The 12,813-nt window shown below is 64.0% G+C and carries 13 protein-coding genes; 3 read left to right on the top strand and 10 right to left on the bottom strand.

Annotation, left to right across the window (positions count from 1 at the left end):
• Nucleotides 1–15 precede the first annotated feature (15 nt).
• Nucleotides 16–576: an N-acetylmuramoyl-L-alanine amidase gene (locus AB7849_RS00325; RefSeq protein WP_008208617.1), complete on the bottom strand. Its 561-nt coding sequence runs from the start codon at nt 574–576 to the stop codon at nt 16–18.
• An 86-nt stretch (nt 577–662) separates the two neighbouring features.
• Here AB7849_RS00325 and AB7849_RS00320 point away from each other — a divergent pair, with 86 nt between their 5' ends.
• The 3 genes from AB7849_RS00320 to AB7849_RS00310 all read left to right on the top strand — a co-directional run bounded on the left by AB7849_RS00320 (nt 663) and on the right by AB7849_RS00310 (nt 3,870).
• The gene (locus AB7849_RS00320; protein WP_147627735.1) at nt 663–1,190 is read left to right on the top strand and encodes an alpha/beta hydrolase; all 528 of its coding nucleotides are present in this window, start codon (nt 663–665) and stop codon (nt 1,188–1,190) included.
• On the top strand, nt 1,187–3,373 hold the full coding sequence (gene rlmKL / locus AB7849_RS00315) for a bifunctional 23S rRNA (guanine(2069)-N(7))-methyltransferase RlmK/23S rRNA (guanine(2445)-N(2))-methyltransferase RlmL (protein ID WP_008213489.1): 2,187 nt from the start codon (nt 1,187–1,189) through the stop codon (nt 3,371–3,373). The genes AB7849_RS00320 and rlmKL overlap by 4 nt, the downstream gene beginning before the upstream one ends.
• A gap of 65 nt (nt 3,374–3,438) precedes the next feature.
• Complete coding sequence (locus AB7849_RS00310) at nt 3,439–3,870, top strand: hypothetical protein (RefSeq protein WP_008213490.1); 432 nt, start codon at nt 3,439–3,441, stop codon at nt 3,868–3,870.
• Between the two features lie 224 nt (nt 3,871–4,094).
• Here the strand turns inward: AB7849_RS00310 and AB7849_RS00305 are convergent, their stop codons facing one another.
• From AB7849_RS00305 to AB7849_RS00265, 9 genes are all read right to left on the bottom strand, one after another.
• On the bottom strand, nt 4,095–4,544 hold the full coding sequence (locus AB7849_RS00305) for a DUF6491 family protein (protein ID WP_008213492.1): 450 nt from the start codon (nt 4,542–4,544) through the stop codon (nt 4,095–4,097).
• 307 nt (nt 4,545–4,851) lie between these two features.
• Entirely contained in the window at nt 4,852–5,094 is a 243-nt protein-coding gene (locus AB7849_RS00300) for a DUF6429 family protein (protein WP_008213493.1), read from the bottom strand.
• 47 nt (nt 5,095–5,141) lie between these two features.
• Complete coding sequence (locus AB7849_RS00295; protein WP_157618138.1) at nt 5,142–5,450, bottom strand: hypothetical protein; 309 nt, start codon at nt 5,448–5,450, stop codon at nt 5,142–5,144.
• Nucleotides 5,451–5,507: 57 nt separating this feature from the next.
• Complete coding sequence (locus AB7849_RS00290) at nt 5,508–5,975, bottom strand: RDD family protein (protein ID WP_369500472.1); 468 nt, start codon at nt 5,973–5,975, stop codon at nt 5,508–5,510.
• A gap of 171 nt (nt 5,976–6,146) precedes the next feature.
• Nucleotides 6,147–6,464 carry a hypothetical protein gene (locus tag AB7849_RS00285; RefSeq protein WP_037100874.1) on the bottom strand — a complete coding sequence of 106 codons (318 nt, stop codon included), beginning with the start codon at nt 6,462–6,464 and terminating at the stop codon, nt 6,147–6,149.
• Between the two features lie 245 nt (nt 6,465–6,709).
• Nucleotides 6,710–7,048, bottom strand: a complete 339-nt coding sequence (locus AB7849_RS00280; protein WP_037101315.1) for a hypothetical protein — start codon at nt 7,046–7,048, stop codon at nt 6,710–6,712.
• 435 nt (nt 7,049–7,483) lie between these two features.
• Nucleotides 7,484–8,200 (bottom strand): class I SAM-dependent methyltransferase, encoded by a 717-nt coding sequence (locus tag AB7849_RS00275; RefSeq protein WP_369500471.1) that lies wholly within the window; start codon nt 8,198–8,200, stop codon nt 7,484–7,486.
• Between the two features lie 166 nt (nt 8,201–8,366).
• A complete protein-coding gene (gene mfd / locus AB7849_RS00270; RefSeq protein ID WP_369500536.1) occupies nt 8,367–11,831 on the bottom strand; it encodes a transcription-repair coupling factor in 3,465 nt (1,154 codons plus the stop codon).
• A gap of 254 nt (nt 11,832–12,085) precedes the next feature.
• Nucleotides 12,086–12,694, bottom strand: coding sequence for a GNAT family N-acetyltransferase (locus tag AB7849_RS00265; protein WP_008214142.1), 609 nt, complete (start codon nt 12,692–12,694; stop codon nt 12,086–12,088).
• Between the last annotated feature and the right edge of the window lie 119 nt (nt 12,695–12,813).

The raw sequence follows: 12,813 nt of genomic DNA, 5'->3' as shown, positions 1-12,813 counted from the left end.
CGGGGCGGATGGACGTCAGCGCCGGGCCAGCCGCTCCAGCCGGCTGCCTTCCAGCACTTCGTCCCATGGGAACTGGATGCCCGGGTCGAGCTTGCGCGATACCTGTCGCGAAGCATTGTCGCTGGCCGGCACCATCGCGGTATCCAGGTCTTCGTGGCCGGCGATATGGCGCAGGTTCGGGAATGCTTCCCGTAGCATCGCAAGCAGTTCGCGCAGCGCGGTGATCTGTGCGTCGGTGTAGGGCTCGCGCATGATCTGCTGGCGCGAGTCGAACCAGTTTGGATAGCGGCCGCTGTTCACCAGCTCGATACCGATCGATTCCGCGTTGAGGCCGCGCACGTGGTGGGCAATGCGGGTGCCGGGCACGTAGCGGTATGTCGCGCCATCGCGGTCGATGTAGTAATGGCCACTGTTGCCGGCGCCGCTGTCGTACAGCACCTTCTCGCCGTATTCGCGGGCCGTGGCCAGGTCGGGCAGCTCGGTGCAATGGATTACCACCAGGGTCACGGCTTCGGCGGGGCGTTCAGGCAACTGCGTGACGTAGGGCAGCAGCTGGTCGTGGATAGGGAGGGACATGCGGTGGCGGAAAAGGGACGGAAACCGGAGTCTCGCACGGTTGCCGGCTATCATGGGCGCCTCAGCACCATGCCATGGAGACCGCGATGCGCGGCCGGATCATTCTTTCGCACGGCTCGGATTCCAGCCCCGACGCCACCAAGGTCAGTGCGCTGGCAGCACTGGCCGAGTCGCTGGGCTGGGACACGCAGCGGCCGGACTACCGCCACGACGATGCGCGCGGCTTTGCCGGATCGGTGGCGCCACGCATCGCCCGCCTGCGCGCCACCATCGAGGCCAGCCCGGTCGCGCCGGTGCTGGTGGGCTCCAGCATGGGCGCATTCGCTTCCGGCCTGGCCTCGCTCGATGTGCCGGTGGCCGGCCTGTTCCTGCTGGCCACGCCCAGCGCGATCCCCGGTTATCCGCGTGCGTTCGATACGCGCGCGGACGTGCCGACATTGCTGATCCACGGCTGGCGCGACGAAGTCTGTCCGCTGGCTGGCGTGCATGCATTTGCGGGTCGTCGTCACCTGCCGCTGGTGGTGCTTGACGACAATCACCGACTGATCGACAGCATGGACATGATCGCCGCGCAGTTCCGACATTTCCTCACGACATTGGCAGCCTCCGCTTGAACGCCTATTTCGCCACCTGCCCGAAGGGCCTGGAATACTTGTTGCGCGACGAACTGGTCGCCATGGGCGCGCAGGATGTCCGCGAGGCGCTGGCCGGGGTGTACTTCTCCGGCACGCTGGAAACCGGCTACCGCGCATGCCTGTGGTCGCGCCTGGCCAGCCGCATCCTGATGCCGCTGGCCGAATTCGACGCCGCCGATGACGATGCGCTGTACACCGGCGTGCAGGCTATCGACTGGTCGCTGCACCTGGCCGCCCATGCCACCCTGGCGGTGGATGCGCACACTGCGCAGAGCAAGCTCACCCACAGCCAGTTCATCGCCCAGCGGGTGAAGGACGCCGTGGTCGACCAGTTCCGCCAGAAGGACGGCACACGTCCGGGCGTGGATACCGACGAGCCGGATGTGCGCATCAACCTGCACTTGCGCCGTGATCGCGCCATCGTGTCGCTGGATCTGGCCGGTTCACCATTGCACCGACGCGGTTGGCGCGAGCTGCAGGGCGAGGCGCCGCTGAAGGAAAACCTCGCCGCGGCGATCCTGCTGCGCGCGCGCTGGCCGGAAACCTACGCTGCGGGCGGGGCGCTGCTCGATCCCATGTGCGGCTCGGGCACCTTGCTGATCGAGGGCGCGTGGATGGCGGCCGACGTGGCACCCGGCCTGCACCGCGACTACTACGGGTTCCTTGGCTGGCAGCAGCATGACATCGCGTTGTGGCGTGGCCTGCTGGACGAGGCGCGCCAGCGCGCCGAAGCCGGCCTGCGCAGCTTGCGCCCGTGCTTCTTCGGCTCCGATGCCGATCCACGCATGGTGCAGACCGCCAAGCGCAACGCGCAGGAGGCGGGCGTGGCCGGCTTCTTCACGCTGGAGAAGCGCGACGTGGCGCACGCCGCGCCGCCGCCGGGCGTGGCAACGGGCCTGGTCGTCACCAATCCGCCGTATGGCGAGCGCCTGGGCGAACGCGCGCAGATGCCGGCGTTGTACCGCTCCGTGGGCGATGCGTTGCGCACGCGCTTCACCGGCTGGCGCGCCGCCGTGCTTGCGGGCGATGCCGAACTCGGCCGTACCCTGGCCTTGCGCGCGGAAAAGAAATACGCGCTCTACAACGGCGCACTGGAAACCGTGCTGCTCACCTTCGAGCTGCATGCGCGCGATGACACTCCGCGCGAACCGAAGCCGCTGTCGCCCGGCGCGCAGATGCTGAAGAACCGGCTGGAAAAGAACCTGCGCCACCTGCGCAAGCGGGTACAGCGCGAAGGCATCCGCTGCTGGCGCGGCTACGACCAGGACTTGCCCGAATACGCCGTGGCCATCGACGTGTACGGTGACACGCGTGGCCACGACCATCTGCATGTCCAGGAATACCGCGCCCCGGCCGAGATCCCGGCCGACGTCGCGCGCACGCGCTTGCGCGAGGTCGTGCGCGTGGCCGGCGAGGTGTTCGGTGTGCCGCGCGAGCGCATTGCGCTGAAGACGCGCGAGCGCGGCAAGGGCGGCTCCAAGTATGGCCAGTTCGACCAGCGCGGCGAGTTCATCGACGTGGAGGAGGGCGCGCTCACGTTCCGCGTCAACCTTACCGACTATCTCGACACCGGCCTGTTCCTCGACCACCGCCTGGTTCGCGCGAAGCTGCGCGAGCTGGCCAAGGATCGTCGTTTCCTCAATCTGTTCGCCTATACCGCCACGGCCAGCGTGTACGCCGCGGCCGGCGGTGCACGCGACACCACCAGTGTCGACCTGTCCGCCACGTATCTGGATTGGGCCTCGCGCAACCTGGCGTTGAACGGCTTCACCGGCGCCAAGCATCGCCTGATGCAGGCCGATGCGCTGGCTTTCCTGCAACGCGATCAAGCGCATTACGGGCTGATCTACGTCGATCCGCCGACGTTCTCCAACTCCAAACGCGCCGACGATTTCGATGTGCAGCGCGACCACGTGAAACTGCTGGAAGCCTGCGGTGAGCGCCTGGCCGGCGATGGCGTGATCGTTTTTTCCAACAATTTCCGCCGCTTCAAGCTCGACCACGAAGCGTTGGCGGAACGGTTCGAGATCGAGGACTGGAGCGCGCCCAGCATTCCGTTCGATTTCGCCCGCCGCGCCGATATCCATGGCTGCTGGCTGCTTCGGCCACATCGGCCTGACGCCAATGTGAATCCCTGGGACAGCGCTCGCATTAAAAAGTGAACCCTTCAGTTTTGATTAAGTGCCGACGGCCCAGCATGAGCCCCATGAACAACCGGAGGTCTCTCATGACCAAGCAATCTCTCGGCAAGTGGATGGCGATCGGCCTTGGGTTGGCCGCGGCGGTGGCAATGCCATTGGGTGCTTCGGCGCACGGCTGGGGCCACGGTGGCGGCTATCACGGTGGCTACCACGGCTACCACGGCGGTTATCACGGCCATTACTACCGCGGCGGTCATTGGAGCGGCGGTCGCTGGATCGCCGGCGCGCTTATCACCGGCGCGGTCGTGGGTCTGGTCAGCAATGCGCTGAACCCGCCCGTGGTGTACGAGCAGCCCCCCGTGATCTACGGGCCGCCTTCCACCGTGGTCTATGAAAACGGTGCGCCGGTGGTTTACGAAAGTGGTCCTGTCACGCGTCGCGTAGTGACCACGCGTACCGTGGTCTACGACAACGGGCCGACGCGTTACGTCCGCGACGACGGTTACTACGGCAACTGATCGCTCGTTCCAGTCTGCAAAAGTGCAAAGCGAAGCCCGGCTCCATGCCGGGCTTCGTGCCTCTGTGCCGTGCAAACTGCCGGGGCCGGTTCCACATCCCCTCGGACAGCACTGTTTCGCCGGCAGGAGCCCGCTCGCGGGCGATGCTTTTCAGGGCTGTTCGGACGCCCTGCCAAAAGCATCGTGGCTGAAGCCGCTCCTGCCGATGGATGACGGGACGAGATTCAGGGCTTGCTCGGCTGGTTCGCGCCCGTGCCGTGGCGGACGGCATGTTTGCGCAGACGGTCGAACTCGGCCTTGTCGATCTTGCTGACTGACTGGATCGCGCACGGTGGCTGGTTGCGCGAGCGCACGGTTTCGCCGACTTCGCCGCAGATGCGCCACGGCATCACCGCCTGGTTGGCCGGGTTCGAGTGGAAGATCAATCCCTTGGGCGGATAGCCCAGGCGCGGGCAATCCGACTGCAGTTTCACCAGAAAGCGATCCGGCCCGGTGCGAACGATGGCCGTACGCGCATCCACGATGTACCACTCGTTGATGCGATCGGTTTGCAGGCACGAGGACACCGGGCGTAGCGGATGGTAAGCCGGGTCATGCGATGTGGCGGGTGCCGCCGAAACGCCGGAAGCGCAGGCGAATGCCAGAAGGGATAGTGCGGTGACGATGGATTTCATGGGACACCTCGTCATTCATGTGGGTGCTGATGGTTCCCCGGTCATCCCGGGCCATCAACGCGTCCGATGATCGACCACCAGGGCGCGCAATGCCAGTGGCGGGCATCCGGGGACGGCAAGCCTCACGCACTACTGGTGGCGGCAGCGTGCATTCACATCCATACAGCCTTGCGCGTATTCGCCAGCGTGCCATCGAAATCGCAGATCAAAAGCGCGAGCGCATGCAGAACTCCCGGCCATGACCGGTCAAGTTCAAGGGGAGTTGGCAAGTCGAGCGGCGGTGCAGCCACCCGCCTCGAATGAGATGTCAGCCGGGATGGCGTGGGCTGGCGCAAAACAGGCGCTCGGCCAAGGCGCGGCCGCGCTCAAGACCTTCCGGGGTGAGCCACACCGACTTGGCTTTGCCCACCGGGTTGTCGATGAAGCCCTGCTCACACAGGCGATCCATGACATCAAAGTCAAACCCTTTCCATGCCCGGTACCCGTCAAAACTGAATGCTGCAAGTAGCGCGAGCACTGCATCGTCGATTTGCGATTGGTCGTAGGTCATGTCGGGAGCCTCCTCAAAGCCTGCGGAGCGATTCGCTTGCGGATGGATCAGGCGTACGAAGCCACCAGGAAAACGATGACGTACACCGTGAAAATGTTTTGGGAGGCAAACGGCCAATACTCGGATACCGGTGGACGACCGCGGATGGCAGACGTCCACGCCACGCGAATCAGCCAGGCGACGCCTGGGAGCGCGAACAGCATTCGCCACTTGGGTAAGCCCGCGCCATGGGACCACCATGCAAGCGTTGCGCCCACGACCGCAACAAGCCCCGCCAAGACGATGATGGCGGCAAGGATGCGGAACGGCCAGCGAACTGCCACCCGGGACGGTACGTTGTGTGATTGAGTTTCCATACCTGCACCTGGCGGTGAGATTGAGAGATTTCATGCGCAGAGGTGGACACCGGTTGGTTAGCCGCCGAACCTAACTGGCTCAGGGCCACGGTGCTTGGGGCGAACAGCGACAGAGCCGGCCAATTTGTCGTGCCAACCCTGCTTGCGAGGATCGAAAGCAACCCAGATGATGCCGAGGAAAAGGGGCAGAATCGCGACGAAGTATGCAAGGTAACGACCGATCGATTGGCCGACGGTGAGCGTTTTCCCGGTTCTTGCGTCCACTACTCGGGCAGACACTACCATCTTGCCAGGGGTGGCTTGCTTGTAAAGCCAGAAGAGGATGACGGCCACAGCAGGCAAAACCCAAGAAAGCAAGAAGTCAGCGGGACCGGCAACAAGCGGTCCATTATTGTTTATGAAGTAGCCCCAGCCGTAGATGGCGAGCAGCGGCGGTGCGGTAATGATGAACACGATGATGGCATCGATGATGGATGCGCCAACCCGTGGCCAGAAGCCTACGTACTCGAAATCGCTTTCCTGCATGAAGCTCTCCTTAGGTATCAACGCTGGAATTGGGAGGGCGCCTCGAACGAGATGTTAGACGACTGCGACGAGGCACATTTGGACGGCTTGTCGCGTGAAGGTGCGCAGAATTTACTACATGAGAACGATGCAACACAGTCTGCACAATGCGGTGCGCCAAAAACAGATGATTTATGCATCAAGATCATAGGCGTCAGCCGTTGTACCGAAGGCGTACTCGTGAAACTGAGGACCATCTGTGCGAAGAACTACTTTTGCACTTTCATCGTCGTCCGTGAACGCGACAACTGGGCGGTACGCGGTACCTTTATATTCGAGCTCGCCCTGATCGAACAGCATAGATAAATCGAAGCTAAAGTCACCGCAAATTGATTTTGCGGAGCGGTCCGGGATTCCGTGTTTTCGCAGAGTGTCACGTAGGAGCGCGACCCACTGAGTTTGGAACTCGCCACAGAGATCCTGGTATTGGTCGAAATTCGTCAGTTCCATGCATCAACCTTTGTGACGTCTAGACTGGCCCAACGCTGGAATTGAGCGCCTTGAACGAGTTAGGGAAGGCCTGATCAATCTGCTTTTTCCCGTCATTCCTGCGGCTCTCAACAGCCGAAGGGCTGGTCAAGCAGGAATCCAGCGTCTTTGCTTTCAATGGCCTATAGACACTGGATCCCAGCTTGACCGGCCCTTCGGCCGTTGAAAAGCGCCTCGCTGGGATGACGGGCAAAATCAGAACATCCTTAGGCAGCCTCGTCGCTTACACCAATTGATACCCGATGAAGCTGCCCAAATCGACGAAATAGCGACACAGTGCCCCACACACCAAATATGACGCCGACTAAGGCAAATGCCAGCCCGATACTTAGAAGGTTGGTAAGCGCTGCTGCGCTGAGGGTGATGAAGTAAGGGATGGCTCCGATCGCCGCATAGACGGCGGCACATGCGCTACCAACTATAAGTAGCCAAAAGCTGCTGTGCCCATAGCGGCGCAACGCCTCAGCTTGAAGTGAAAGCAGGATGACTTCTACGCCAATGCCGAGAACGATTGTTGCGAGCCAAATCATGCGAAGAGTATTCATGGCGTCCCCTGTTGCCTAACGCTTAGTAGGCCCTAAAAGTGGGGTGTTGCACCGAGTATGTCGCGCCTATCCTGACCGCGCAAGCGGCGGATTCTTTCATCAGATCATGGCTTTGCACGGATGCTCTTGGGCTGGTGAGCAAGCATGCTGTCGCTGTTATCAGCGACGTTTGGGGCGGTATGAGTTACCGGGCGAAAGTGAGGGTGTAACGGGGCCGACAACGCCGCGGTTGCTGGATCAGGTGCGGGCACGGTTGCGCTTGAAGCATTACAACTTGCATACGGAACGCGTTTGCGTGGATTAAATCTGGCGATTCATTCTGGCTGATGGCAAACAGCGCCCGCGGCATTGGTACGTCCATGTGCGGCGCAGGTCTGCACCCATGTGCTCAATCGTGGCGAACAGTGCGTGTTGAATCCGCTGGATCGCTGACGCTCAGCCTTCGCCCTTGTGCCCGCGCACGACCCATGTCCATGGGAACATCAGGAATCCTGGCCCATCGCGGCGAGCGTCGGCCAGACCGTTGGCGCGCAGGGTGTGGGCGTAGTCGGCGGTGTGGCGGAAGTCGAGCAGGGCGACGCGGCCACCGGGTTTCAGCACGCGCGCGATCTCGCGCACGGCTTGCTCGCGGTCGGTTTGCGTGGGCAGGTTGTGGATGGCGAGGCTGGAGACGATCACGTCGAAGCTGGCATCGGGGTAGGGCATGCGGCGCATGTCGCCGGTGTCGATCTGCACACGCTCGGTGAGACCGGCCAGTTCGGCGTTGCGTGTGGTGGCGCCGGCGGCGTTGCCGCTCTGGTCGCGAGTGCTCCACAGATCCAGTCCGGTGGCGTGGCCTCGTGGCAGGTGGCGTGCCGCTTCAAGCAGCAGCATGCCGCGTCCGCAGCCCACGTCCAGCAGGTGTTCGTCGCCGCGAAGTGCGAGCGAGGCGATCATTCGGCGCAGCAACGCGCGCTTGCCGTACAGGCTGCTCAGCGTCATCAAGGCGGCTTCGGCGGCGAGGATCGCGCCGGTGTAGCGCATCGTCCATACCAGTGGCTGGGACGGGGCGAGAAAGCCGGCGAAACTGAGCGCGATCAGCAACGGCCCACCGATGGCGAAGCCGAGCACGAGCGTGGGTGCGTCGATGCCGAATTGCGGTTTCCCCGGCATATCGCATTCTCCCGTGAACGAGGCGATTGTCCGGGCGCAGTAGCGCGGGGGCCATTGACAGCTGTCATGGATAAGCGAGGAGTAAGCGGAGAGGAGTGAGACGTGAGAGAAGTGCTGCGTTTCCGCTTTCTCTATCGCCTCACTCCTCTCCACTCACTCCTCGCTTCTAACCCGGTCGTCGCGCACCCAGCAGTACCAGCACTTCCTGCGCGCTGCGAATGCGTTCGGTGGCGCCGGGCAGGTCGAGGGTGATGCGCAGCTTGTCCTGGCCTTCGAGCTTGTATACACGCGGCAGGCTCTGGATCAGCTTGATGATGGCCATCGGATCGACTTCCGGTTTTTCGCGGAAAGTGATGCGGCCGCCGTTGGCACCGAAGTCGAGTTTGCGGATGCCGAGTGGCGTGGCCATCAGCTTGAGGCTGGATAGCGCGAACAGGGTTTTGGTCGGCTCGGGCAGCAGGCCGAAGCGGTCGATCATTTCCACTTGCAGGTCGCGCAGGTGGTCGTCGTTGCGGGCGCTGGCGATGCGTTTGTACAGGGTCAGGCGCGCGTGCACGTCGGGCAGGTAATCGTCCGGAATCAGCGCCGGCAGGTGCAGTTCCACCTCCGTCTCGTGCTCGCTCGTCAGGTCGAAGTCGGGCACCTTGCCGCTCTTCAGTGCGCGCACGGCGCGGTCGAGCAGCTCGGTGTAGAGGCCGAAGCCGATCTCCTGGATCTGGCCGGATTGCTCGTCGCCCAGCAGTTCGCCAGCGCCGCGGATTTCCAGGTCGTGCGTGGCCAGGGTGAAGCCGGCGCCGAGTTCTTCCAGCGAGGCCAGCGCTTCCAGGCGTTTCTCGGCATCGGCGGTGATCGACTTGCGATCCGGCACGATCAGATAGGCATAGGCGCGGTGGTGCGAACGGCCCACGCGACCGCGCAACTGGTGCAGCTGGGCCAGGCCGAAGCGGTCGGCGCGGTTGATGATGATGGTGTTGGCGGTGGGAATGTCGATGCCGGTTTCGATGATGGTGGTGCATACCAGCACGTTGAAGCGCTGGCGGTGGAAATCCGCCATCACCTTTTCCAGCTCGCGCTCGGCCATCTGGCCGTGCGCCACGCCGATGCGCGCATCGGGCACCAGTTCTTCCAGTTCGCGCAGGGTGCGCTCGATGGTCTGCACCTCGTTGTGCAGGAAGAACACCTGGCCGCCGCGCTGCAGTTCGCGCTGGAACGCCTCGCGGATGGTTGCGGGGTCCCACGCCGAGATGAAGGTGCGGACGGCCATGCGGTGCGCGGGTGGGGTGGTGATCAGCGACAGGTCGCGCAGGCCGCTCATCGCCATGTTCAGCGTGCGCGGGATCGGCGTGGCGGTCATGGTGAGCAGGTCGACTTCCGCGCGCAGCTTCTTCAGTTGCTCCTTCTGGCGCACGCCGAAACGCTGTTCCTCGTCCACCACCACCAAGCCGAGGTTCTTGAACTTGATGTCCGACTGCAGCAGCTTGTGGGTGCCCACGATCACGTCGATCTGGCCGTCGGCGAGCCGCTTCAGTGCCTCGTTCACTTCCTTGGACGAACGGAAACGCGACAGCACGTCCACCTTCACCGGCCAGTCGGCAAAGCGGTCGGCGAAGTTGCTGTAATGCTGCTGGGCGAGCAGCGTGGTGGGCACCAGCACGGCCACCTGCTTGCCCGCGGTGGCGGTGGCGAAGGCGGCGCGCAGGGCCACTTCGGTCTTGCCGAAACCGACGTCGCCGCAGATCACGCGATCCATTGCGCGTGGCGCGGCCAGGTCGGCGAGCACCGCGTCGATCGCCTGTTCCTGGTCGGGGGTTTCCTCGAACGGGAAGCTGGCGCCGAATTCCTCGACCAGCTGACGGTCGATCGGCATGGCTTGACCACCCCGCGCCTCGCGCTGTGCGTAGATGGCCAGCAGTTCGGCCGCCACGTCGCGCACCTTCTCGGCGGCCTTCTTGCGTGCGCGCTCCCACGCATCGCCGCCCAGCGAATGCAGCGGCGCCAGTTCCGGCGCGGTGCCGCTGTAGCGACTGACCAGGCCAAGCTGCGCCACCGGCACGTAGAGCTTGTCGCCCTTGGCGTATTCGATGATCAGGAACTCGCCTTCCATGCCACCCAGTTCCATCGACACCAAGCCGTGGTAGCGGCCCACGCCATGGTCGACGTGCACGATCGGCGAGCCTTCCGAGAGTTCGGTGAGGTCGCGGATGATGCTTTCGGGGTCGCGCGCCGCGCCGCGCCGCTTGCGTCGCTCGGTGCGTACGCGCTCGCCGAACAGCTCGCGTTCGGTGAGTACGGTGAGCGCAGGCTTGGTGAGAGCGAAACCCTGTTCGAGCGAGGCGATGGTGATGGCGAATCTGACTCCCTCCCCTGCGTGCAGGGGGAGGAGAAACGCAGGCCAGCCTTCAACGTTTTCGGGCTTCAGCCCCGCACTGGCCAGCGTTTCGATCAGCGCTTCGCGCCGGCCGGCCGAGTCGGCTGCGATCAGTACGCGGCCCGGATAGTTTTCGAGGAAGTGGCGCAGCGAGGTGCCGGGTTCCTCGCCCTTGCGGCTGAGCGGCAGTTCCGGCGCCGGCTGCGTGCCGGCGGCCACGGCATGTTCGTGGCTGCTGTCGACCACTTCCACGCGCAGGCGCTTGTTCAACTGCTCGCGCAACTGTTCGGGCGACAGGTACAGCTCCGTCGGTGGCAGCACCGGGCGTTCGATGTCGTGTGCGCGCTGGTCATAGCGTTCGGCGGTCTGTGTCCAGAACGCCTCGCTGGCCTCGCCGGTACCTTCGCCCAGCACGAACAGCGCATCGTTGGCGAGGTAGTCGAACAAGGTCGCGGTGTGTTCGAAGAACAGCGGCAGGTAGTACTCGATGCCGCCCGGCGTCACGCCTTCCTTCATGTCCTGGTAGAGCGGGCAGCGGCGCACGTCGATGGGGAAGCGTTCGCGCAGGTTGTCGCGGAATTCCTTCGCGGCCTGCTCGGTCAGCGGGAATTCGCGCGCGGGCAGCAGGTCGACCTTGTCCACCTGCTGCTGCGAGCGCTGGGTTTCCGGATCGAAGCTGCGGATGGAATCCACTTCGTCGTCGAACAGTTCGATGCGGTACGGCTCGACGGTACCCATCGGGAAGATATCGATCAGCGCGCCGCGTACGGCGAAGTCGCCCGGCTCGGCCACCTGCGGCACGTGGCGATAGCCGCTGGCTTCCAGCCGGCGTTGCTCGGCGGCCAGGTCGTATTTCTGTCCTTTTGATACCACCAGGCCGGAACCGGTGATGTGCGAGCGCGGCGCGATGCGTTGCATCAGCGTGGTCATCGGCACCACCAGCACGCCGTGCTTCACGTCGGGCAGGCGATACAGCGTGGCGATGCGTTGCGAGACGATTTGCGGGTGCGGGCTGAACGCGTCGTAGGGCAGGGTTTCCCAGTCCGGGAAGTGCAGCACCGGCAGGTTGCCGGCGAAGATGCGCAGCTCGTCTTCCAGTGCCGAAGCACGCTGGGTGTCGCGTGTGACCGCTACCAGCAGGCCGTCGTGCGAGCGCGCCGCCTCGGCAATCAGCAACGCCCGCGCGGAGCCGTGCGGCGGCGCCCAGTAACGGCGCTGCTTGGGCGTGGTGGGCAGGGGCGGGTGCTTGATCGGGCTGGACATGATGGCGTGCGCTTGACTCATGGCGCGGCCGTCAAAGCCGCGCCGGGGAAAGCGGGCAAGTGTAACGCGATGGCGCGGGCGGCCCTGCTTTCTCCCTATCTCCTGCGGGAAGAGGCTCAAGGTGAGGGGCCAGTTCGCGAGGAGATTTGATCCAGGCAGTTTTTCTGAAAGGCCCGATCTGGAAGGCTTGGGGCAAGACCCGCCCCTCACCCAGCCCTCTCCCCGCAGGGGAGAGGGAGACAAAGGCTGAAGCCTTACAGCACCAGCCGGATCAACGCCGTGCCGGGCTCGTCGGGGATCATTCGCTGGGTGAAGCCCAGCTCGCGGCAGAGCTCCAGCATCGGCCGGTTTTCCATCAGCACGTAGCCCCACAGCTCGGCCAGCCCGCGGCGGCGGCAGTCGTTCACCAGCCGCTGCATCAGCAGCGCGCCGAGGCCGCGACGGCTCCAGCTCTGCTCCACCAGCACCGAGAATTCGGCGCTGGCGAGAGCTTCATCGACATAGATGCGGCCGACGCCACGCATTTCCGCCGGCGTGGCCGATTCGTCCATCAACACATAGGCGGTTTCGATGGCCGGATCGATGCGGCACAGCCGCTGCGCCATCGGCGTCGACAGTTCGGACATGGCGTGCAGGAAACGACGTCGCACATCCTCCGGCGACAAGCGGGTGAAGCAACGCTGCATGGCCGCCACATCGCCGGGTTCGATGGCGCGCAGCACCAGCTCGCGATCATCGCGCGTACGTACCTCTTCGCCACCGGAGGCTGTTGGCACCACCCGGGGGCGGCCGAAGCGTTCGCGGCTGCGCGGAGGCAGTGACGCATGGCTATACGGGGTGGAAAAGTCGATGGCAGGGATCATGGCGTGCTCGGATTCAGGTTCCGTACTTGCGCGTATTGTGTGCGATGCAGCATGAATATGCAATGACACAGATCATGGACCTGTGGCTGGTTTGGTAGCTCAATGGCCGGATTGCTTCG

This window comes from Rhodanobacter sp. FW021-MT20 (assembly GCF_041107475.1).
GTDB lineage: Bacteria > Pseudomonadota > Gammaproteobacteria > Xanthomonadales > Rhodanobacteraceae > Rhodanobacter_A > Rhodanobacter_A glycinis.
This window is presented reverse-complemented; position numbering and strand designations above follow the sequence as displayed.

Bases quoted from the DNA above. Each gene is read 5' to 3' on its own strand.
- AB7849_RS00320 (WP_147627735.1), top strand. From the start codon at position 663: ATGCGCGGCCGGATCATTCTTTCGCACGGCTCGGATTCCAGCCCCGAC.
- AB7849_RS00275 (WP_369500471.1), bottom strand. From the start codon at position 8,200: ATGCCGGGGAAACCGCAATTCGGCATCGACGCACCCACGCTCGTGCTC.
- AB7849_RS00280 (WP_037101315.1), bottom strand. From the start codon at position 7,048: ATGAATACTCTTCGCATGATTTGGCTCGCAACAATCGTTCTCGGCATT.
- AB7849_RS00310 (WP_008213490.1), top strand. From the start codon at position 3,439: ATGACCAAGCAATCTCTCGGCAAGTGGATGGCGATCGGCCTTGGGTTG.
- AB7849_RS00290 (WP_369500472.1), bottom strand. From the start codon at position 5,975: ATGCAGGAAAGCGATTTCGAGTACGTAGGCTTCTGGCCACGGGTTGGC.
- AB7849_RS00265 (WP_008214142.1), bottom strand. From the start codon at position 12,694: ATGATCCCTGCCATCGACTTTTCCACCCCGTATAGCCATGCGTCACTG.
- AB7849_RS00285 (WP_037100874.1), bottom strand. From the start codon at position 6,464: ATGGAACTGACGAATTTCGACCAATACCAGGATCTCTGTGGCGAGTTC.
- AB7849_RS00325 (WP_008208617.1), bottom strand. From the start codon at position 576: ATGTCCCTCCCTATCCACGACCAGCTGCTGCCCTACGTCACGCAGTTG.
- AB7849_RS00295 (WP_157618138.1), bottom strand. From the start codon at position 5,450: ATGGAAACTCAATCACACAACGTACCGTCCCGGGTGGCAGTTCGCTGG.
- AB7849_RS00300 (WP_008213493.1), bottom strand. From the start codon at position 5,094: ATGACCTACGACCAATCGCAAATCGACGATGCAGTGCTCGCGCTACTT.
- mfd (WP_369500536.1), bottom strand. From the start codon at position 11,831: ATGTCCAGCCCGATCAAGCACCCGCCCCTGCCCACCACGCCCAAGCAG.
- AB7849_RS00305 (WP_008213492.1), bottom strand. From the start codon at position 4,544: ATGAAATCCATCGTCACCGCACTATCCCTTCTGGCATTCGCCTGCGCT.